This is a genomic window from Shewanella olleyana (assembly GCF_023283825.1).
Lineage (GTDB): Bacteria > Pseudomonadota > Gammaproteobacteria > Enterobacterales > Shewanellaceae > Shewanella > Shewanella olleyana.
This window is the reverse complement of record NZ_JAKILD010000027.1, coordinates 29,147-49,731: the sequence shown is the minus strand read 5'-3', so window position 1 is coordinate 49,731 and position 20,585 is coordinate 29,147. Positions and strand designations below refer to the sequence as shown.

The 20,585-nt window shown below is 41.3% G+C and carries 17 protein-coding genes; 12 read left to right on the top strand and 5 right to left on the bottom strand.

What is annotated here, in order from left to right; genetic code table 11:
• Window positions 1-37: 37 nt before the first annotated feature.
• The 5 genes from hslU to priA all read right to left on the bottom strand — a co-directional run bounded on the left by hslU (window position 38) and on the right by priA (window position 6,751).
• Complete coding sequence (gene hslU / locus L2735_RS17065; protein WP_248985853.1) at window positions 38-1,363, bottom strand: ATP-dependent protease ATPase subunit HslU; 1,326 nt, start codon at window positions 1,361-1,363, stop codon at window positions 38-40.
• A gap of 21 nt (window positions 1,364-1,384) precedes the next feature.
• Window positions 1,385-1,909, bottom strand: coding sequence for an ATP-dependent protease subunit HslV (gene hslV, locus L2735_RS17060; RefSeq protein ID WP_102527422.1), 525 nt, complete (start codon window positions 1,907-1,909; stop codon window positions 1,385-1,387).
• A gap of 166 nt (window positions 1,910-2,075) precedes the next feature.
• The gene (locus L2735_RS17055) at window positions 2,076-2,654 is read right to left on the bottom strand and encodes an SPOR domain-containing protein (RefSeq protein WP_248985852.1); all 579 of its coding nucleotides are present in this window, start codon (window positions 2,652-2,654) and stop codon (window positions 2,076-2,078) included.
• Window position 2,655: 1 nt separating this feature from the next.
• On the bottom strand, window positions 2,656-4,401 hold the full coding sequence (gene argS / locus L2735_RS17050; RefSeq protein WP_248985851.1) for an arginine--tRNA ligase: 1,746 nt from the start codon (window positions 4,399-4,401) through the stop codon (window positions 2,656-2,658).
• A gap of 154 nt (window positions 4,402-4,555) precedes the next feature.
• Window positions 4,556-6,751, bottom strand: a complete 2,196-nt coding sequence (priA, locus tag L2735_RS17045; protein WP_248985850.1) for a primosomal protein N' — start codon at window positions 6,749-6,751, stop codon at window positions 4,556-4,558.
• A 77-nt stretch (window positions 6,752-6,828) separates the two neighbouring features.
• On the opposite strand from priA, the gene L2735_RS17040 reads away from it, so the two are divergent.
• From L2735_RS17040 to L2735_RS16985, 12 genes are all read left to right on the top strand, one after another.
• Window positions 6,829-7,659: a FimV/HubP family polar landmark protein gene (locus L2735_RS17040; protein ID WP_248985849.1), complete on the top strand. Its 831-nt coding sequence runs from the start codon at window positions 6,829-6,831 to the stop codon at window positions 7,657-7,659.
• 125 nt (window positions 7,660-7,784) lie between these two features.
• Complete coding sequence (rpmE, locus tag L2735_RS17035; RefSeq protein ID WP_248985848.1) at window positions 7,785-7,997, top strand: 50S ribosomal protein L31; 213 nt, start codon at window positions 7,785-7,787, stop codon at window positions 7,995-7,997.
• Window positions 7,998-8,427: 430 nt separating this feature from the next.
• Window positions 8,428-9,675, top strand: coding sequence for a malic enzyme-like NAD(P)-binding protein (locus L2735_RS17030; protein ID WP_248985847.1), 1,248 nt, complete (start codon window positions 8,428-8,430; stop codon window positions 9,673-9,675).
• Between the two features lie 201 nt (window positions 9,676-9,876).
• Window positions 9,877-11,763, top strand: a complete 1,887-nt coding sequence (gene csrD, locus L2735_RS17025) for an RNase E specificity factor CsrD (RefSeq protein ID WP_248985846.1) — start codon at window positions 9,877-9,879, stop codon at window positions 11,761-11,763.
• 408 nt (window positions 11,764-12,171) lie between these two features.
• Entirely contained in the window at window positions 12,172-13,101 is a 930-nt protein-coding gene (locus tag L2735_RS17020) for a biogenesis protein MshI (protein ID WP_248985845.1), read from the top strand.
• Window positions 13,098-13,700, top strand: coding sequence for a fimbrial assembly protein (locus L2735_RS17015; protein WP_248985844.1), 603 nt, complete (start codon window positions 13,098-13,100; stop codon window positions 13,698-13,700). Before L2735_RS17020 ends, L2735_RS17015 begins: the two co-directional genes overlap by 4 nt.
• On the top strand, window positions 13,697-14,347 hold the full coding sequence (locus tag L2735_RS17010; RefSeq protein WP_248985843.1) for an MSHA biogenesis protein MshJ: 651 nt from the start codon (window positions 13,697-13,699) through the stop codon (window positions 14,345-14,347). Before L2735_RS17015 ends, L2735_RS17010 begins: the two co-directional genes overlap by 4 nt.
• The gene (locus L2735_RS17005) at window positions 14,334-14,669 is read left to right on the top strand and encodes an MSHA biogenesis protein MshK (protein ID WP_428848328.1); all 336 of its coding nucleotides are present in this window, start codon (window positions 14,334-14,336) and stop codon (window positions 14,667-14,669) included. Before L2735_RS17010 ends, L2735_RS17005 begins: the two co-directional genes overlap by 14 nt.
• 13 nt (window positions 14,670-14,682) lie before the next feature.
• Entirely contained in the window at window positions 14,683-16,359 is a 1,677-nt protein-coding gene (gene mshL / locus L2735_RS17000; protein ID WP_248985842.1) for a pilus (MSHA type) biogenesis protein MshL, read from the top strand.
• Between the two features lie 23 nt (window positions 16,360-16,382).
• A complete protein-coding gene (locus L2735_RS16995; protein ID WP_248985841.1) occupies window positions 16,383-17,327 on the top strand; it encodes an ExeA family protein in 945 nt (314 codons plus the stop codon).
• On the top strand, window positions 17,324-18,838 hold the full coding sequence (locus tag L2735_RS16990; protein WP_248985840.1) for a tetratricopeptide repeat protein: 1,515 nt from the start codon (window positions 17,324-17,326) through the stop codon (window positions 18,836-18,838). The genes L2735_RS16995 and L2735_RS16990 overlap by 4 nt, the downstream gene beginning before the upstream one ends.
• Entirely contained in the window at window positions 18,835-20,583 is a 1,749-nt protein-coding gene (locus tag L2735_RS16985; RefSeq protein WP_248985839.1) for a GspE/PulE family protein, read from the top strand. Before L2735_RS16990 ends, L2735_RS16985 begins: the two co-directional genes overlap by 4 nt.
• Window positions 20,584-20,585 lie beyond the last annotated feature (2 nt).

Sequence of the window (20,585 nt, the reverse complement as noted above, 5' to 3'; positions counted from 1 at the left end):
TGATAAGTCACAATTGACGGATATCACTGCTTGCTGCTTATAAAATAAAGCGGCTTAAGTCTTCATCTTCAACTAGTGTGTCTAAATGATCTGTTACGTAAGCTTCGTCAATCACAAATGTGCTGCCTGACTTTTCAGAAGCATCATATGAAATTTCTTCCATGAGCTTTTCCATCACAGTATGTAGACGACGTGCACCGATGTTTTCTGTGGTCTCGTTGACCTGCCAAGCGGCATGGGCAATTTTTTCGATACCTGATTCAGCAAACTCAACTTTAACACCTTCAGTCCCCATTAAGGCAACGTATTGCTCTGTTAATGACGCATGAGGCTCAGTTAAGATGCGTTTAAAGTCATCAGCACTTAATGCGCTTAGCTCTACACGAATTGGCAAACGACCTTGAAGCTCAGGGATTAAATCAGACGGCTTAGACATTTGGAATGCGCCAGATGCAATAAACAAAATATGGTCAGTTTTAACCATGCCGTGCTTGGTTGTGACAGTGCAACCTTCAATTAATGGCAGCAAATCACGTTGAACACCTTCACGAGATACATCAGGGCCAGAGCTTTCGCCGCGCTTACAGATTTTGTCAATTTCATCTAAGAACACAATACCATTTTGTTCGACCAAATCGATGGCTTGTTCTTTTAGATCTTCTTGATTAACTAACTTTGCCGCTTCTTCTTCAATTAACAGCTTGAAAGCTTCTTTAATCTTAACCTTCTTACGGTTCTCTTTGGTTTGACCCAAGTTTTGGAACATGCTTTGAAGTTGGTTAGTCATTTCTTCCATGCCTGGAGGGGCCATGATTTCAGCGCTAACTTGAGGTGCTGCTAAATCGATATCGATTTCTTTGTCATCTAGCTGACCTTCACGTAGCTTTTTACGGAAGATTTGACGAGTATTTGAATCGTCTTTTTGCTCAGTATTCCAGTCGTCTTTTGGCTTAGGCAATAACACATCAAGGATACGTTCTTCAGCCATTTCTTCAGCGCGATGACGACCTTTCTTCATTTGCTGTTCACGAGTCATTTTGATAGCAGAGTCAGTTAAATCACGAATGATTTGTTCAACCTCTTTTCCGACATAACCGACTTCGGTGAACTTAGTCGCTTCAACTTTAATGAATGGCGCATTAGCAAGCTTGGCTAAACGGCGGGCAATTTCAGTTTTACCGACACCTGTTGGGCCAATCATCAAAATATTCTTAGGGGTCACTTCTTGGCGAAAAGACGGCTCAAGTTGCATACGACGCCAGCGGTTACGCAGAGCAACAGCGACAGAACGTTTAGCATTTTTTTGACCAATGATGTGCGAGTCCAATTCATGGACAATCTCGCGTGGGGTCATTTCAGACATAAATAATTCCTTACGTTCTAATTAGTAGTCGATTTGCTCAACCGTTTTATGTTGGTTGGTGTATACGCAAATATCACCGGCGATGGTTAGCGATTTTTCAGCTATTTCACGAGCGCTTAAATCAGTATTTTGTAATAGGGCCAGTGCTGAAGCATGGGCAAAGTTGCCGCCCGAACCAATAGCAATCAAGTCATGCTCTGGCTGAACCACATCACCGTTACCAGTAATGATTAATGATTCTTTGGTGTCAGCAACAATCAGCATGGCTTCAAGGTTGCGCAGCATTTTGTCAGTACGCCAATCTTTAGCAAGTTCAACGGCTGATTTTAGTAAGTGGCCTTGGTGCATTTCGAGCTTGGTTTCAAAACGCTCAAAAAGAGTAAATGCATCGGCAGTGCCGCCAGCAAATCCGGCGATCACTTTATTTTGGTATAAGCGACGCACTTTACGTGCATTGCCTTTCATGACGGTATTGCCGAGGGAAACTTGGCCATCACCTGCGATGACAACTTGATTATTACGGCGAACAGAAACGATAGTAGTCACGGTATATCCTCTTAACGACGGCAGCAGTGAAAAAGGAGTTTGCTGCTGGTTGATACATCAGATATGGGGATGCTAATTGGGAATTCAAGGGACAAAAAAGGCGCTTACCTTGGTAAGCGCCTTTTTAAAGCAAACATTGCCTAATTAGCCATTATCTAAATAAAGTTTAATCTTGCCACAGCCAGATTTGGCAACCATTGATACCATTACGTTGCAGCTTATGACGGGTTCGCTCAGCATCGCGTTTCGATTCAAACGGGCCTAAAATCACTTTATGCCATGTACCACTCGAGCCTTTAGTGGCACGTACTTGTGCTTCAAGTCCTTGGAAAGCAATCATGGCTTTCATTTCGTTTGCTTGGTCTTCTTTTCTAAAAGAAGCACATTGCATTTGATAAGGGCCGCGAGACTTTAACGCGTCTTCAGGGACATCAATATCAATGCTTTTGTTTTCAAGCTCATCCAAATATGTCCATTCTTCCGTTGGCTTAGGCGGCAGCGCATTTGGATCTTTATTAACAGGCTGAGCTTTAGGCTTTTCAAGGGTTTCTACTGCAGGCGTTGATTGCTCAACGGCGTCATCAGAGCTTCCACTGATAAACCATAAAAAGTAACCAAATCCTGCAACAAGCAGAATAATCACAAACGTCGACAAGTAGCGATTAGCAGGCTTGGGTTGCGCCTTTTTACCTCTTGTCGGACGTTTTTTAGGACTAGGCTTTTTATTAGCGTAATCTCGGCTCATATTACATACGCTCTAAAGTTTCGATACCTAACAGCGATAAACCTGTTTTTAAGGTCTTGGCAGTGAGGTGCGATAATAATAAGCGACTTTGTTTTTGCTCTTCTGTTTCGGCAGCAAGTACTGGGCAAGCTTCATAAAAGCTTGAGAATTCACTGGCTAGCTCATAAACATAAGTACACATTACGTGTGGTAAGCCTTTTTCTGTCATGCGCGTTAGCACTTCACCAAACTGGGCAAGCTTAGTGCCCAGTTCTTTTTCTTTGTCGTGCTCAAGTACAATTTTTGCTTGGCTTAGATCAACGTCTTCAGCACGTTTGAAAATACCTGCAATACGCGTGTAGGCGTATAATAAATAAGGCGCGGTATTGCCTTCAAAACTCAACATTTGCTCGAAGCTAAAGATGTAATCGCTGCTACGGTTTTTTGATAAGTCAGCGTATTTCACTGAACTGATACTGACCACACGTGCAATTTCTAACAAGGTTGCTTCATCCATGTCAGGATTTTTGCTACGTACCAGTTCGATTGCGCGGGTATTAGCTTCATCAAGTAAGTCGACTAATTTAACCACACCGCCACTACGAGTCTTAAATGGACGGCCATCGGCGCCATTCATTGTGCCAAAACCTGTGTGCTCAAGAGACATTTCTTCACGCACAAAGCCTGCTGTTTTCGCTAGGCTGAACACTTGTTGAAAATGCAGCGCTTGACGTAAATCGACAAAATATAAAACGCGATCGGCTTTTAATACGTTTGAACGGTAACGCATTGCAGCTAAGTCAGATGTGGCATATAGGTAGCCGCCATCTGCCTTTTGGATAATAACCGGTAATGGTTCGCCTTCTTTAGTGCGGAATTCTTCTTGGAATACCACTTTAGCGCCATTACTTTCACTCAATAGGCCTTTAGCATCTAAATCTTTAACGACTTGCGCTAAGTCGTCGTTGTATGCACTTTCACCGTGAACATCTGCACGGGTTAAACTCACACCTAAGCGCTGATAAACATCATGACAGTGTTGTAGCGAGATATCGTTAAATTCTTGCCATAATTTATTGCAGTACTCATCACCTGATTGCAGTGAAACCACTAAGTTACGTGAACGTGTAGCAAACTCTTCTGATTCGTCGAAGCGAACTTTCGCTGCGCGATAGAAGGTTTCTAAATCTGATAATTCAAGTTCAGCTTGCTCGCCATTGGCAGCGCGTAGCTCTTCCATGTAAGCCAGTAACATGCCGAATTGGGTGCCCCAGTCGCCAACATGGTTTTGACGAATAACGTCATGGCCTAAAAACTCAAGTGCGCGGACGACACTGTCACCAATAATGGTTGAACGTAAATGACCTACGTGCATTTCTTTGGCAAGGTTTGGTGAAGAGTAATCCACCACGATGGTTTGCTTAGCCGGTAAAGTCACGCCTAAGGTATCGTCGTTTAGGGCATCTTGTAATTGATTTGCTAGGGCGTTTTCATCAATAAAGAAGTTAATAAAGCCTGGTCCTGCGATTTCGACTTTAGCAACATGGCTAGAAGCAGGTAGGTTATCAATGATCAGCTGAGCAATATCACGCGGATTCTTTTTAGCCACTTTAGTCAGCATCATTGCCAAGTTAGTCGCAAGATCACCATGACTTTTATCTTTAGTTCGCTCTACTTGAATGCGAGCCTGAAAATCAGCTGGGACAATGCCTTGTTGCTTAAAAGAGTCGACGGTTTGTTCTAGTAAAGATGCAATATGTGATTTCATGGGCGTTTATTAGCACTGACTTAAAGTAAAAGAATGGGGTAACCGACTATTTTAGCCGCTATTGGTATGCAAATGCTATCTCGATTAAGTAATAAATCGAGATTTTTTTGATTTGAAATAAATAGCAGCATAATGAATTTATGCTGCAACAAGATTACATCAGATCTTGCGGATCTCTATCGATGCTCCATCGGCAACGCTTGCTTTCATTTAGTGCTTCAATTTGCGGTAAAATTTGCTCAAATTCTTGTTGTAAGCGTTGACGATTTTTGGCTTGAAATATCAACTGACGTCGGTATTTACCTGCTTTACGATCTAAGGGCGCAGGCATTGGTCCAATAACCTCAAAGTCTTTATCTTGAGGTAAAAGGTTAGCCACTTGCTGTAAGAAGTTGTCTGCATCTTCAGCTAAATGTGCATCTGCTCTTATTAGCACCATATGCCATGCTGGCGGAAGTAAGGCTTGTTGACGTTCCTCTAGTTGAGCTCTGGCGAACTTGCCATAACCGTTTTTCAGCAGATCATGCAGTATAGGATTTTCGCTTTGGTGAGTTTGCAGCAAGACTTTACCGGGCTTGTCGGCGCGGCCAGCACGACCTGACACTTGAGTGTAAAGCTGAGCAAAGCGTTCTGGCGCTCTAAAGTCTGCGCTAAACAATGCACCATCTACATCCATTAAGCCGACCAAGGTGACATCAGGAAAATGATGCCCTTTGGCAAGCATTTGGGTGCCCACTAAAATTTTATACTCACCTTTTAAAATGCTATTGAGCTGTTTTTCCAGCGAGCCTTTTTTACGCGTCGTGTCACGATCGATTCTGACCACAGGGTATTGAGGGAACTCTTGCTCAAGGGCTTGAGCAAGTTGCTCTGTGCCAGTGCCATGTCCCATCAACATAGTACTGCCACATGAGTGACATTGATGGGGGATAGCATATTGATTGCCGCAATGGTGACAACAGATTTCGTTTAAGCCTTGATGAACGGTAAAAAAGGCATCACAGCGATCACATTCATGTAAATGGCCACATTCATGGCATAAAAGGGCTGGGGAAAATCCACGACGGTTAAGAAAAAGTAGTACCTGATTACCTGCATCAAGGTGCATACGCATTTCATTTATCATTGACGCTGACATGCCAGACTTTAGCGGCTGTGAGCGAATATCAATAATGCCTTGTTTGACTTTTTCAGCGGCGCCAGCACGTTCTGCGAGTTCTAAATGAGTGTAGCGTCCTGAAATGGCATTTTGTAGGGTTTCAAGAGAGGGTGTTGCCGAGCCTAAAATAACTTGCACTTTTTCTAAATTTCCACGCATTACCGCCAAATCACGGGCGTGATAGCGAACACCTTCTTGTTGTTTAAAGCTGCTGTCATGTTCTTCATCTAAAATAATCAGCCCAGGATAGGCCATTGGCGTAAATAAAGCTGAGCGGGTGCCGATAATAATGGCAGCTTCACCGCATCTCGCTTGTCGCCAGGCTTCAAGGCGCTGATTGTCGGTGAGCGCGGAATGAATAACAGCTATATTGACGTCAAAGCGACGCTTAAAACGGTTAATCGTCTGCGGAGTCAGACCAATCTCAGGCACGAGAATAAGCGCCTGTTTACCTTGCTTTAATATCGTTTCTAAAATCGACAAATAAACTTCAGTTTTTCCTGAGCCAGTGATACCTTCAAGTAAGCTGCAATGAAAGCCTTGTTGTTGATTTAACACTGAAACTGCCACCGCTTGTTGCTTATTGAGCTTTAACGGTGTTTCAGTCATGTTAAGCTGGTCACGCCAACTTAAGTCCGTGTCATTGATGACTTGCTGGCGTTCAATCCAGCCTTTATCTTCTAAGGCTTTTAGCGCGACTTTGCTAAGTTCTTGAGTGGTAAAGTCGTCTTGACTGATTGATGATTGTTGTAATAATTCGAACAGCTTTTTTTGCGCTGGAGCACGTTTAAGTACACTGATGTCGACTTGTTTTCCCGCATCATTAAGAGCGAAAAAAGTGACAGTTTGAGGTTGTGCGCTTAATCCTTTACGTAGCGCTACAGGCAAGGCCTGACTGAGCATTTGGCCTTGGCTAGCAAAGTAATAGCGTGCTGCCCATAAGGTGAGTTTATAAAGGGCCTCTGGCAATAAAGGTTTGCTATCTAGCAGTTCTGAAAATGGTTTTATTTTATCGGCTGGAACGTCGCATTCTTGTTTAATGGCGGTGATTAAGCCTACAAGTTGTTGTCTACCAAAAGGTACTTTTACCCGAAGTCCAAGCTGTATTTGTGATACGTTGGATTCAGGAACTTGGTAACTAAAGGTTTGCCGCATAGGAACGGGTAGAGCAACCTCAACAAACACAGGCATAATTCATCATCATTAACAATTGAGAGGGTCTAGTTTACTAGAGCCAGAACATAAAGAAATAGGATAAGAGAAAATTGATGTCAAAAGGAATATTCAATAAAGCTGTATTGGCACTATCACTTTTTTTATTTTCATTTGTGGCTCAAGCTGCACTGAGCCATATCAGTATTAACAGTCGTCAGTTTGAAGTAGGGCAACACCCCCAAATTAAGCTGAATATCGTGGCCGGTAAAAACGACTTTTCTCGAATTAGCTTCCACCTTCGCCAAACTAATGGTTCGAAAGAAATCATGGAAGAATTGATGGTTCAGCCCATCAGTGGCTATATGTTATTTGCGATTGGTGTTGATAATGTAACCGATCCAAACGCTAAATTAATTGTCAGTGAGTATAAAGGTAATAGTTGGCACCAGTATGCAGTGTTGCCCGTATTTGATTCCCCTTTTATTAAAATTACCAACAAAACCGAAGTTAGAATCGATACCCGTAATCAGCCTAAAAAAGTGGCACCTGAGCCATATAAAGGTAAAGCACTTGCCCAATCAGAATCTGCTATAAAAGTAAAAAATAATACTTCTGAGGGGTCTAGCGTATCAAGTTTCAGTTCAGAAAGAACAGCGTCATCTACGCCTATTGTGAGTGATGACTGCGTTATCGAACGAAGCGCCACAGAGACCTTATGGCGTATTGCTTCCCGCTACTATAAACAATGGGATACCAATGTTTATGGCGCTATGTTGGCGATTTATGATGCTAATCCTAAGGCTTTTTCAAAGCAGAAAATTCATCTAATTAGGCAGGATGTGACCTTAAGTTGTCCATCACAAACACAGTTAAATCAATACGTAAGCAAAGCTGAAGATAAATTAACTTTTGAAGTGTTACAGCAACAGCACAGAGCAAATTAATTTTCACTTGTTTGAGGTGGACAGATACTGTACTATTGCGCGCCTTAACGCTATTGTTATGAACGCATGTGGTGCTCAACTTCGGGTTGGGAGAGCGACATGGCCTGCTATTGAAGGTAATCCAAATGAAAACAGGTATCCACCCAGACTACGCTGAAATTACTGCAACTTGTACTTGTGGTAACGTAATTAAAGTAAACTCTACTGTAGGTAAAAACTTACATTTAGACGTATGTGGTGCATGTCACCCGTTCTACACTGGTACTCAAAAAGTTGTTGACACCGGTGGTCGTATCGACAAATTCAACAAGCGCTTTGGTGCACTTGGTAAGAAGTAATTGCTACTGCAATTATTTTAAGAAAAAGACGCCTTCGGCGTCTTTTTTTGTTTTAGGTCTAAATTCCCTCAAAAAAATTTATTTTTTTAGTTATAAATTATGTAGTGCCGCTTAGGTTAATAATATTGTTATTTAGGCAAACTATTTGTAAGTTTATGAAGCAAATTCCGCTTTTTTATGTCAAATCTTGTTATTTTTCTACATTTTTAAGTCTTTGATTCTTATTATGATGATTTATTTAAGCTGGATAAACTGTAACTTGATCAAATTTCAGGGATTAAAGATAACTTTTGTTAAATTTTCATTTATACTGCCTGCCAAAGCGCATAACAGCTCATTCTGACCTTAGTTCAGCGATCTGAATTCTTGTGTGTTTTAACTGAATTTAACTTTATTTCGCCGTATAAATTGCCTCATTCAGGAATATAAAATGTCTGATTTCCGCCAGCAAGCTCTCGATTACCATGAATTTCCAATTGCAGGAAAAACTGCAGTTAGCCTAACTAAACCAGCTCAAACGAGTCATGATTTGTCGCTGGCTTATAGTCCTGGTGTTGCTGAGCCGGTAAGAGAAATTGCGGCGAACCCAGATGACGCTTATCGTTATACTAACAAAGGTAATACTGTTGCAGTTATCTCAAACGGTACTGCTATTTTAGGTTTGGGTAACTTAGGCCCATTGGCATCAAAACCTGTTATGGAAGGTAAGGCGTTATTGTTTAAGCGCTTTGCAAATATCGATTCAACAGACATTGAAGTAAAGCACAGAACCACTGCAGATTTTATTAATACGGTTGAATCAATAGCTGATACTTTTGGTGGGATTAACCTTGAAGATATCAAGGCTCCAGAGTGTTTTGAAATTGAGCGTGAATTGATTGCTCGTTGTAATGTACCGGTATTTCACGATGATCAACACGGTACTGCCATTGTAACAACTGCTGGCATGATCAACGCCTTAGAAATTCAAGGTAAGAAAATCGAAGATGCTGTCTTTGTTTGCCTTGGCGCAGGCGCAGCTGCTATCGCTTGTATGACCATGATGGTGAAATGTGGCGCGCAACGCGAAAATGTATACATGTTAGATAGACAAGGTGTTATTCATACTCGTCGTGAAGACATTAATGAATATAAAGCTTTGTTTGCCAATAATACTGATAAGCGCACATTACAAGATGTGATTAAAGATGCGGATGCATTTTTAGGTTTATCAGGGGCTGACTTATTAACAGCTGAAGATATTGCATTAATGGCGCCAAACCCTGTTATTTTTGCTTGTTCAAATCCAGATCCTGAAATTAAGCCTGAACTTGCTCACGCAACGCGAAGCGATTTGATTATGGGCACAGGCCGTAGTGATTACCCGAACCAAGTGAACAATGTACTTTGTTTTCCATTTATCTTTAGAGGTGCATTAGATGTCCGCGCTTCTGAAATTAATGATGAAATGAAAATTGCAGCGGTTAAAGCACTTGCGGCTATTGCCAAAGAGCCTGTACCTGCAGAAGTATTAGCTGCATACCCTGACGTTAAATCTATGAGTTTTGGTGCCGAATATGTGCTGCCTAAGCCTATGGACCCACGCTTATTGAAAAATATCGCTAGCGCGGTATCTCAAGCAGCTATCGATTCTGGTGTCGCGGTACTAAAGACGGTACCAAAAGAATATAATCTATAAGCATTTTTTTAGCTTTATTAGTGAGATATTGTTGAATGAAAGGGCGTAAGCCCTTTTTTTGTATCTAATATAAAGTCAGAGTCGATATGGTTTGCGTTTTGTTGACTGCTCCTGAATAATCAAATTTAGTTGAGTAGGCGTTATAGCTAGTTAAATGTATGATCTTTTAAAATTGAGTCGCGCAGTAGCAGGACGCTGATAATGAAAATAACCAAGATTTTGACTAAAAAATTGACCAGTTTTTGGTTGTTATCGCTGACCGCGGTCGGGGCGATTTTTTTGATCGGCGCTTTGGTTAGTTTTATTCAACTGACATATAAGTTTCAGCAGCAAAAAGTGACCCAGCTAGAGTCTATGCTGGTGGAGCATTACCAATCAGATAGCCATTGGGATTTACATGCTTGGTTGCCCCCCATCTTAATAGCGTATAATGCCAACGCGTTTAAATTAACTCAAGGTGATGAGATATTATTTGAATATTACTCTCCGACACCACAAAAAAGCTCTACGATATACAAGCATACAATTGACCCTAACTCCGACATTGCGCTCGAACTTAAACTGCCTCAGCCTTATTTACTCCACCAAATAGGCTGGTATGAATACCTGATTCTATTGGTATCTTTAGGCGCTTTAGGCTTATTTGTGCGTTATGGTCTGAGATGGTTTACCCATGAGTTGGATGGTATAGAACAAATTGCGCTGCGCAGTAGACTCGTTCTTGAAGGTGAGCATGCACAAGCGTTAAGCTCCCCAGGAACGGGGCGCCCCCGACTGATTAATCGAGCCATAACAAGGTTATTAGAGCAATTACAAGATGCTCAAAAAGAACGTGGACGTTTCGATCAGTTTATCCGCTCAAAAACCTTTTTAGATCCCAGCACTCGGATCGGCAACCGCATTTTCTTTGAGAATAGACTTGAAGCGCTCACTCACCATAACAGTATGATTGCCCACGGTGCTGCGATGTTGATTAATTTTGATGACTTAGACTTATTGCAACAGCAAGAGGGTGATGAGGTCATTAATGAGCAATTAAATGACTTAGTACAAGCCATCAGTAAGCTATTACTGGACTTTGAAGATGCCGTTTTTGCGCGTTATGATTTTAATCAGTTCGCGATTATTGTGCCGCAAGTATCGTTAGCTGAAGCGGATAGTTTAGCCAACAAACTGCTTAAATTAGGTATTAGCCAGCTACAAAATCAATCAGACACTCAAGATAATTATGTGCACCTTGGCGCCGCCTTTTATAAAGCGGGTGATATGCAAGAACAAGTGCTAGAAGAAGTTAGAATGGCGCTAAAAGCTGCGCAGTTACAGCGAACCAATAATTGGTTTATGTATGATAAAGGCGCGGTAGATAAAGAAATTGCCAAAGGCTCAGTACGTTGGAGAAGCTTTTTAGAAAACACGCTAGTAAATCGCCGCTTTGTCGCAATAACAGAAAATGTTATCGACAGTGATGGTCAAGCTTGTCATAAGGAAGTGTTTAGCAGAGCTATCGATAATCAAGGTAATGAGATCAGAGCCACTTTGTTTATCCCAATGGCAAATAAGTGTGGCTTAATGCCTCAGATAGAAAGGCAGCTGATTGAAACTGTGTTATTTGAGTTAATGGCCAATAACCAAGAAAGTTTTAGCATCAACTTAAGTTATGACTCATTAACCAGTCGTGCTTTCATGCGTTGGCTAAGAACCACTTTGATGGAGCAGCGTCCGCTGGCATCTCGGCTTATTTTTGAAGTCTCTGAAGACATTGTTGTTAAGCACCAACAAGACTTAGTTGAAAATTTGAATTTGCTTCGCAAAATAGGAGCAAGGTTGTGTGTCGACCATGTTGGCCTTCAAGTTGTTGGCACGCATTATATTCAAGAATGCCATTTCGACTTAGTGAAATTACACCGATCTATTATTCACCAAATCCACCTTAAGTCTGAAAATCAGCTTTTTATTCGTAGCTTAATCGGTGGTTTATATCGCGCTGAAGTTCAGGTATTTGCTGAAGGTGTCGCCTGTTTCGAAGAGTGGCAAACTCTGAAAATTCTTGGTGTGAGCGCGGCTCAAGGCGATTTTTTTAACCAATAGCGATTCCTACCAATTAAATCTGCACATAAAACTCATTCACTGACTTGGTACAAGTTTTGTATTAATCATTTAACGCGTCAAATATACAATTTAATAACCAAGAGTGTTAATAAGTTGTGAGTTTGTTGCTGGTGTGAATCTTGAGAATTAGGAAATAACATTCTATCTTAAGTGTATACACTTTCTTTGATGTTATTTTTCTATAAAATTAAGTGATTAGCGGTTAATATGTCATAGGATATTTTTTTGACAAGCTTTTAACCATTAACTGTTCTTTATGTTACATGGTTGTTGGTGTATACCGTTTGAACAAGCTTGTATTGTTAAGTTTTTAGCGTGCACCTTTTTATTATTTTATCAGTTTATATATATCGTTTCTTAGCTGATTATCAAGGCACAGGTTTTTGAATGAATAATGGTTTTCTAAGTAAGTTAACATTCTGGCGCCAAACCCAAACTTCTACAGTACTTGGGTTGTACATCAGTGCTGATTCGATTTCTGTGTTCCAAGACGAAGTGCAAGAAACCGATAAGCAAGATTCTGATCTTGAACATCAAAGCCAAGTAAACTCCAAATTATCGGGAGTAACTAAAAAAATTGCCTTTAATGGCGAAAATTGGTCAGAAGCATTTGCTGAGATAAAAGACACCTTTGGTCATGCAAAATTACAAATTGTATTGGGCGAATCATTTTATCAACTGATTGTGGCCGATAAACCCAACGTAGAGGCCAATGAGTTAAATCAAGCCCTGTTGTGGTCAGTGAAAGATTTGGCGACTGAGCCAGTGACCAATATCCAATTGGATTATTTTGAATCATCGCTGACAAGCACTGGAAAAATTAACGTCGTTGTTGCTAATAAAATGCAGCTATCTACTTTAGCCCAAGCTTGTGAATTACATGGCCACACTATTGCGGGTATTAGCATTGAAGAGTTGGCGATGCCGCTTTTATTTGATGATGCAGCAACCCATATGGTGGTGAGCCATGTGCCAGAACATGATTTACTCCTAACGGTAGTCAAGCAGGGTGAGTTGTTAATGCAGCGCCGAGTAAGAGGCTTTGCTCAAATCGACCAAGCTAGCGCTGCAGATCTTCAGTACGGCTTAGCTGACAACTTGAGTTTAGAAATTCAACGCTCTATGGATTACTTCGAAAGCCAATTAAGGCAAGCTCCAGTGGGTTCTATCGACTTACTTATCGATGGAGAGTCTAAAGCATTAGTGCCATTAGTGGCACAAAACTTCAATCAGAAGGTCAGTACCACAGATCATAGTAATGTCACTGAGCACTTATCTATGATGGCCTACAAAGCATTAACTGGAGGTGAAGCATGATAAAAACCACAGTTAATTTATATAGTGCTGACTTGTTACCTGCAAAATTACGCCTGTCGTTTGAGAGAATGATGATGATGGTGGCAGGATTGGTTTTCATCAGTCTCTTTAGCTGGGCAATTGGTTATTGGTTGGTCTCAGGCCTTGAAGCTGATGTGGCGAAAGTATCAGCTCAAAAATCACAATTAGATGAACAAAAAATCCAGCTTGAACAACAAATCGCTAATCGCGTGCCTGATCCTGAATTGGTTGCTAGGGTTGAACTAGAGCAGCAACGTTTAGATTTAAAGAAGCTGTTATCCACCGAATTAAATCAGCGAGATAATGTCATTAGTCGTGGTTATTCAAACCTGTTGACTGATTTAGCCAGCGTTTCAGATGGTTCGGTATGGCTTAGCCGTATTGCCGTTAATGAACAACGTTTTGAGTTTGAAGGCTTTGGTGCTAAACCGCAAAGTATCCCCAAATGGGTCGAAGCGTTAAAACACACTGATACTCTCAAAGGTTATGCGTTCGCAACGATGACAATGGATCGCGGAGAATCACAACCGTTAGCATTTAAGCTATCCAGTGCTCCAGAAGTGGAGGCTAAGCAATGAAACAAGTTTGGCAACAATTAGAATCTAAATTTAATGTATTAAGCCAGCGTGAGCGGGTATTGATTTGCGTGGCTGCCTTGGTGCTTATTGGCATGATAGTTTATTTACCCGTTGAGAGCGTGTTTAAAGAAAGACAAAAACTTTCAAGACAGCTGGCACAAATCGACAATGAGAATAATGTTTCTAGCCAACAAATTGAATTATATCAGCAACGCTTAGCGCTAGATCCTAATGTCGATTATCGAAATCGTTTAGCGCATATTGAACAGCAGGCTCAAGTGATTGATGCGGATTTAGATGCGCAAATGGTTTCAATGGTTCCAGCAAGCTACATGCCGACAGTTTTAACTAATTTGCTAGGAAATGTGCAAGGCGTGAACTTACTCTCTTTTGGTTCAATCGCTCCAACACCGCTTTTACAGGTGGGAGATGAGCATAAAATGAATCTCTACAGCCACGGTATTAAGCTGACCTTGGAAGGCAGTTACTTTTCGATTTTAAAATTTGTAGAGTCAATTGAAGCAATGCCAGATAAGTTGTACTGGAAACGCTTAAATTATCATGTCGATAAGCACCCAAATGCGACCGTTGAGCTAGAGCTTTATACCTTGAGTATTAATAAGGAGTTTATCAGTGTTGCAGAATAAACCGATTTTTATACTCACGATATTAAGCTTAGTATGCACTACTTTTCTAAGTACTAGCTTTCTAAGCCATGCCAAAGCGTTAAGAGACCCTACTTTACCAGGCCAAGGCTATGTAACCGTCACTTCTAATGCAGAAAGGGCAGGCTCCTTAGTACTTAATAGCATTGTGAACAGCGCCAAGCCCCATGCCGTTATTAATAACAAAATCTTATTCGTTGGCGACCGCATTGATGGGATAAGAGTTGAATACATTGGAAAAAGCTATGTTAATTTGTCAGGCGGACGAAAACTTAAGCTTTTTCAATCGATAACAGAGCGATAGGACAAAAATAAAAATGAATTTGATAAAATACGCCACCCCTCTGCTATCTCTTTGTTTGCTTGGTTGTCAAACCACGGATAGACCTGATCCTACGACGTCTAAAGCAGAGTTAACCCAATCGTTAGCTGAGGCACAAGCTGCACAAAATATTGTGCCGCCGCCAGCGCAAATGCCTGAAGAGGTTCAGCGTGAATTGAATGGCTCAAGTCTGTTAGGAGGCGCGAGCCCTGTTCTACCAAAAGAGCGACGTTTTGATGTTTCGGCTAATGATGTCGATGCAAAAGTCTTTTTCCCAAGCTTAGTGCAAGGCACACCATTAAGTGTGGCTGTTCATCCTGATGTAACTGGCACCATTTCTATTTCACTCAATGGCGTGACTTTGTCTGAAGTGATTAAGGTTGTTGAAGATATTTATGGCTACGAAGTGAGTCGGGAAGGGCGCATTTTACGAATATTCCCTTCGGGCATGCGCACTGAAACATACCCTTTAAATTACCTATACATGGAACGTGAAGGCTTGTCGCTGACTTCTGTAAGCTCAGGTCGGATTTCAGATAATAATGATAATTCAAATTCGAATTCAAACTCGAATAATAATTCTTCCAATAATAGCTCTAGCAGTAGTAATAACTCTAACAGCAGTAATAACGATAGCTCTGATAATACTAACGGCACCTTTATCCGCTCCACCACCAAAACTAATTTTTGGGGTGAGCTAGAAAAAACCTTAGTTTCTATCATTGGTAGTTCTGGTGGCGGTCGCCAAGTGGTGGTTACACCGCAAGCTGGATTAGTGACGGTAAGAGCTTATCCGGATGAGCTGCGCCAAGTGAGCACATTTTTAAATAAAGCTGAGACTCACCTACAACGCCAAGTGATTTTAGAAGCCAAAATTTTAGAAGTCACATTATCTGATGGCTATCAGCAAGGTATTCAGTGGGATAACGTTTTAGGCCATGCGGGTAGCACGGATATTAATTTCGGTACATCGCCAGGATCTGGGTTAAGCGATCAAATTACGAATGTGATTGGTGGCGTCACTTCTATTAGCTTAACGGGTACAGACTTTAGCACCATGATTAGTTTGCTGGATACTCAGGGTGATGTTGATGTTCTTTCTAGTCCCCGTGTCACAGCATCAAATAACCAAAAAGCAGTCATTAAGGTCGGTAACGACGAGTACTTCGTTACTGATGTATCTTCTACAACGGTTGCGGGAACAACACCTGTGACGACGCCAGAAGTTGAATTAACGCCTTTCTTTTCAGGTATTGCATTAGATGTTACCCCGCAAATCGATGCTGAAGGAAATGTGCTACTCCATGTTCACCCATCGGTTATTGATGTTTCGGAGCAAGTTAAAGAAATTAAAATCAGTGGCTCAACCCTAGAGTTACCTTTGGCTCAGAGTGAGATCCGTGAATCAGACACTGTGATTAAAGCCTCTTCAGGTGATGTTGTTGTCATTGGTGGCTTGATGAAGAGTGAGAATATTGAAGCTATTTCAAAAGTGCCATTGCTTGGCGATATTCCATTTCTAGGTGAAGCGTTTACTAATCGTAGTAAATCGACTGTGAAGACTGAATTAATCATCATGCTAAAACCAACGGTGGTGGGCGCTGATACTTGGAGTAATGAATTGCAGCGCTCTAAAGATTTATTAGATCGTTGGTATCCTGAGCAGGAGTAACGGCTAACACCGTTAATAGTGCTATGTACCAACAGCATTTTGGTTTAAATCAATTACCGTTTACGTTAACCCCAAATACGCAATTCTTTTTTGGGTTAACGCCTCATGTTGAGGCCTTGCAGGTACTACAAATCGCCATAGAAAATGGCGAGGGTTTTATCAAAGTGACTGGTGAAGTCGGAACAGGAAAAACCCTGATTTGCCGAAAGTTATTAAATGAATTACCCGATAATTATCAGTGTGCTTATGTTCCAAATCCGTATTTAAGCCCAGAAGAGTTACGTTGGGCACTGGCTACTGAATTAGGCATTACGTTACAAGAAAACCTAAATCAACAGCAATTAACGGGTCTTATCCAGAATCGATTATTGGAACTCAATAGCCAAGGGCTGAAAGTGATTTTAGTGTTAGATGAAGCTCAGGCTTTGCCTAATGAGAGCCTAGAAACATTGAGGCTGTTTACTAATTTAGAGACCGAAAGTGCCAAGCTCATTCAGGTAGTGCTATTTGGCCAGCCAGAACTGGATAAGCGACTGCAAGATAAATCATTAAGGCAGTTAAAACAGAGAATTACCTTTAGCTATCGTTTAAGGCCTTTACTGTGGGATGAAATTCAAGCCTATATTAATTACCGTTTATCTATTGCGGGATATCAAGGCGAGGCATTATTCACAGACAAAGATATAAAGCTGGTATCAACAGCGGCGAGAGGGATCCCTCGTTTGGTCAATGTGATTGTCAATAAAGCCTTATTGTTATGTTTCGCTGAAGGCGGCAATAAGGTGCTAACTAAGCATTGCAAAGCGGCCATTGTTGATACTGAAGATGCTAAGTCATTAATAGTTAAAGACCAAAATAGAAGGTTATTTATTTCACTCATCATAGGTTTATCAATTTTATGCGCTTCACTGGTAACGCTACTTGTTATCGATGTTGACTGGTTATCGATGTTAAGAGAGTCAATATGAGCGTTATTAATAAAGTATTAAAAGACCTTGATAAGCAGAAACAGTCGACAGACAGTAACGTAGGCGAGTCTAGTTCAGGTTTTGTCAAACCCGAAGTGCAGTTTACTAGCCAATTGAATACAGATGGTTCGGAAGAGTCATCGTCCCGAAAAGGGATGTATATGTCGATTGCGATGCTAACTGCCGTGGCTATTTTCGGGTTTATGTTTTATCGCCAAGGCGTTCAAATACAAAATTTGCAGCCATTGGCTGAAGCGAAACAAACTCAAGCTCAGACTCAAAATCAGGCTCAGACTCAAACAATAGCGGCAAATGAGACGAGTAAATTAACTGAAGTTCAAGATAATGAACTTAAAAGCGGTGATATCAATGATGTAGAAGTCGCTAAAGCTCAGAGTGAAGGCTCTGCATATCAGAGTGCTTCACGTGAGAGTGTTACAAATGAAGTGACCGAGGCTTCAACAATTGCTCTAGCTAAAGCCAAAGAAGTAATTTTAGCTTCAGAGGGAGCAAATATTTCAACTACCTCTAATGCTGATGAGTTTGCAAGCAATAGCTCAACAAGCAGTAATACAGGTATTTCGCCTAATAGTGATAATACTTCAGCTGCGCAGTCTGTCTCAGCAGAGTTACAAGAGCCAAAGGGGGTTGTTAAAGTTGACTCTAAAATGGCTTCTATCACTGAGGTAAATTCGTTAAGGCCTTCGAAGGTCAACAATGGCACTTCTAACGTGCAAGTTAGGTTTTCACAAAATACACGAACGTCTTCGATTGTTGATGATGTGAAAACCAATGTAAACACTGGTGAATCTGATAAAAAGTTAGCTCAACTTAAACAGGTTAACACCACCAATAGAGCAGAGTTAAGCGCAAGTAATAGCACTAGTAAAAGCACTAAAGGTGTTATGGCGGTAAAAGAAGTCATACTGACAGATGCACAACTTGCACAAAAGAAATTTGATATTGCAGAAGTGGCTGAGCAGCAGCAAAAGATTGATAGAGCTGTTAAATATTACTACGAAGCATTAGTGCTTGATCCTTCAATGCATCAAGCAAGAAAGCAACTGGCTTCCTTGTATTACGCGCTCAACAATTTGGGCCGAGCTGAGCAAATTTTAGCGCAAGGAGTTGCTCAATTTCCTGAAGAAGTTGAATTAGCCATTTTAAAAGCCAAAGTTGAGAACGCATCTTTTAGCCCAATGAAAGCACTGACGACTTTAGAAGGGATTAGTGATGGCAGCGATTGGAAAAGAGATAAGTGGATTCTACAAAGTGACATCGCACAAAAAAATGGTCGCTTTGAACTCGCTGAATCTGCATATCGCTCGCTAATATCGATAGAACCTTCGCAAGCCCGTTGGTGGATGGGGTTAGCTTATGCGTTAGATTCACAACAACAATATTCGCAAGCTGCGGATGCTTATCAAAAAGCTTTGTCTTATCGGGGACTATCAACTGGCGCTATGACATATATTGAACAACGATTGATTCAACTAGGAGGTAGCCAATGAAACCTAAATTAAAAATGCGATTAGGCGACCTTCTCGTTCAAGAACACATTATTACTGATGATCAGTTAACCCAAGCACTTTCTGAGCAACGTAACTCAGGTAAAAAGCTGGGGCGTACCTTAATTGATTTGAATTGTATCACTGAAGACCAGTTACTTAAGTTCTTGTCACAACAGTTAAATTTACCGTATCTAGATATTAGTCGTCTGTCGATCCCCTCAGAAGTTGTTAATCTGATCCCTGAAGTGCAAGCAAGGCGTTATCGTGCTTTGGTGGTTGAGGCGACGTCCGATACTGTGACATTGGCAATGAGTGATCCCGCTGATTTACAAGCTATCGATAATTTAGAAGTGTTTATCGCACCTAAAAAAATCACCATTGCAGTCACCCCTGAGCAGCAGCTATTAGATGCGTTCGATAATCTATATCGCCGTACGGGTGAAATTGCCAAAATCGCTGGTGAGTTGGAAGAGGAATATGCAGCTGATGATATGTTCGATTTGGCGAGCATCACTGACAGCGACAGCGATAATGAAACGACGGTCGTAAAACTACTGCAATCAATTTTTGAAGACGCGGTGCAAATGCGCGCATCGGATATTCATATTGAACCAGGTGAAAAAGTACTGCGAATACGTCAACGTATTGATGGTCAACTGCACGAGAATACTCTCGATGAAGTTAACATTGCATCAGCGTTAGTATTACGTTTAAAGCTGATGGCCGGTTTGGATATTTCTGAAAAACGTATGCCTCAAGATGGTCGTTTTCATATCGAAATCAAAGGCCATAAAATTGATATTCGTATGTCAACAATGCCTATTTATCATGGTGAATCGGTTGTAATGCGTTTGCTGGATCAATCAGCTGGTTTGTTGACGCTGAATGAAACGGGTATGCCAGATCATATCTTGCAACGGATCCGTAAGCAGATTAAGCGACCTCACGGTATGCTGTTGGTGACAGGACCAACAGGTAGCGGTAAAACCACTACCTTGTACGGCATTTTGAGTGAACTTAATAAACCAGATACCAAAATTATTACTGTAGAGGATCCGGTTGAATACCAATTGCCTCGAATTAACCAAGTTCAAGTTAACCATAAAATTGGTTTAAATTTCTCGAATGTTCTGCGTACCACTTTACGACAAGATCCCGATATCATCATGGTCGGTGAGATGCGTGACCAAGAGACGGTCGAAATCGGTCTTCGAGGCGCATTAACCGGTCACTTTGTATTATCAACACTGCATACCAATGATGCTATTACTAGTGCGTTGCGATTACTCGATATGGGGGCTGCCAGTTACCTTGTTGCCAGTGCTCTTCGAGTGATTATTGCACAAAGGCTTGTAAGGCGAGTTTGTCCTAATTGTATGACTCACCATCAACCTAGTGCAGCTGAACTAGCTTGGATTAACTCAACGGCTAAAAAAGATTTTGCTGCGGCAACGTATAAAATAGGCACAGGCTGTCAAAGTTGTAATGGTTCGGGGTACCGTGGCCGTATTGGTATTTTTGAGATCCTAGAACTAGATGATGACATGGTTGATGCAATGCGAACCGGAAACCCGCAGGATTTCGCCCATGCCGCTAAAAAGAGCCCGACATTTGTTCCTTTGGCTGATTCTGCTTTTGAATATTTATATAATGGTATGACGACCATTGAAGAGGTTGCCAAGTTAGTTGAAGATGTCAGTGAGCTTCCAAGCGATATACCTAATGATATTGGGAATGGGGTGTAATT

What these genes read in the sequence shown, in the direction of transcription:
- L2735_RS17010 (WP_248985843.1), top strand. Translation starts at nt 13,697, where the DNA reads ATGAAACAAGTTTGGCAACAATTAGAATCTAAATTTAATGTATTAAGC.
- L2735_RS17015 (WP_248985844.1), top strand. Translation starts at nt 13,098, where the DNA reads ATGATAAAAACCACAGTTAATTTATATAGTGCTGACTTGTTACCTGCA.
- argS (WP_248985851.1), bottom strand. Translation starts at nt 4,401, where the DNA reads ATGAAATCACATATTGCATCTTTACTAGAACAAACCGTCGACTCTTTT.
- L2735_RS17020 (WP_248985845.1), top strand. Translation starts at nt 12,172, where the DNA reads ATGAATAATGGTTTTCTAAGTAAGTTAACATTCTGGCGCCAAACCCAA.
- L2735_RS16985 (WP_248985839.1), top strand. Translation starts at nt 18,835, where the DNA reads ATGAAACCTAAATTAAAAATGCGATTAGGCGACCTTCTCGTTCAAGAA.
- hslU (WP_248985853.1), bottom strand. Translation starts at nt 1,363, where the DNA reads ATGTCTGAAATGACCCCACGCGAGATTGTCCATGAATTGGACTCGCAC.
- csrD (WP_248985846.1), top strand. Translation starts at nt 9,877, where the DNA reads ATGAAAATAACCAAGATTTTGACTAAAAAATTGACCAGTTTTTGGTTG.
- L2735_RS16995 (WP_248985841.1), top strand. Translation starts at nt 16,383, where the DNA reads ATGTACCAACAGCATTTTGGTTTAAATCAATTACCGTTTACGTTAACC.
- L2735_RS16990 (WP_248985840.1), top strand. Translation starts at nt 17,324, where the DNA reads ATGAGCGTTATTAATAAAGTATTAAAAGACCTTGATAAGCAGAAACAG.
- L2735_RS17040 (WP_248985849.1), top strand. Translation starts at nt 6,829, where the DNA reads ATGTCAAAAGGAATATTCAATAAAGCTGTATTGGCACTATCACTTTTT.
- priA (WP_248985850.1), bottom strand. Translation starts at nt 6,751, where the DNA reads ATGCCTGTGTTTGTTGAGGTTGCTCTACCCGTTCCTATGCGGCAAACC.
- rpmE (WP_248985848.1), top strand. Translation starts at nt 7,785, where the DNA reads ATGAAAACAGGTATCCACCCAGACTACGCTGAAATTACTGCAACTTGT.
- L2735_RS17030 (WP_248985847.1), top strand. Translation starts at nt 8,428, where the DNA reads ATGTCTGATTTCCGCCAGCAAGCTCTCGATTACCATGAATTTCCAATT.
- L2735_RS17055 (WP_248985852.1), bottom strand. Translation starts at nt 2,654, where the DNA reads ATGAGCCGAGATTACGCTAATAAAAAGCCTAGTCCTAAAAAACGTCCG.
- mshL (WP_248985842.1), top strand. Translation starts at nt 14,683, where the DNA reads ATGAATTTGATAAAATACGCCACCCCTCTGCTATCTCTTTGTTTGCTT.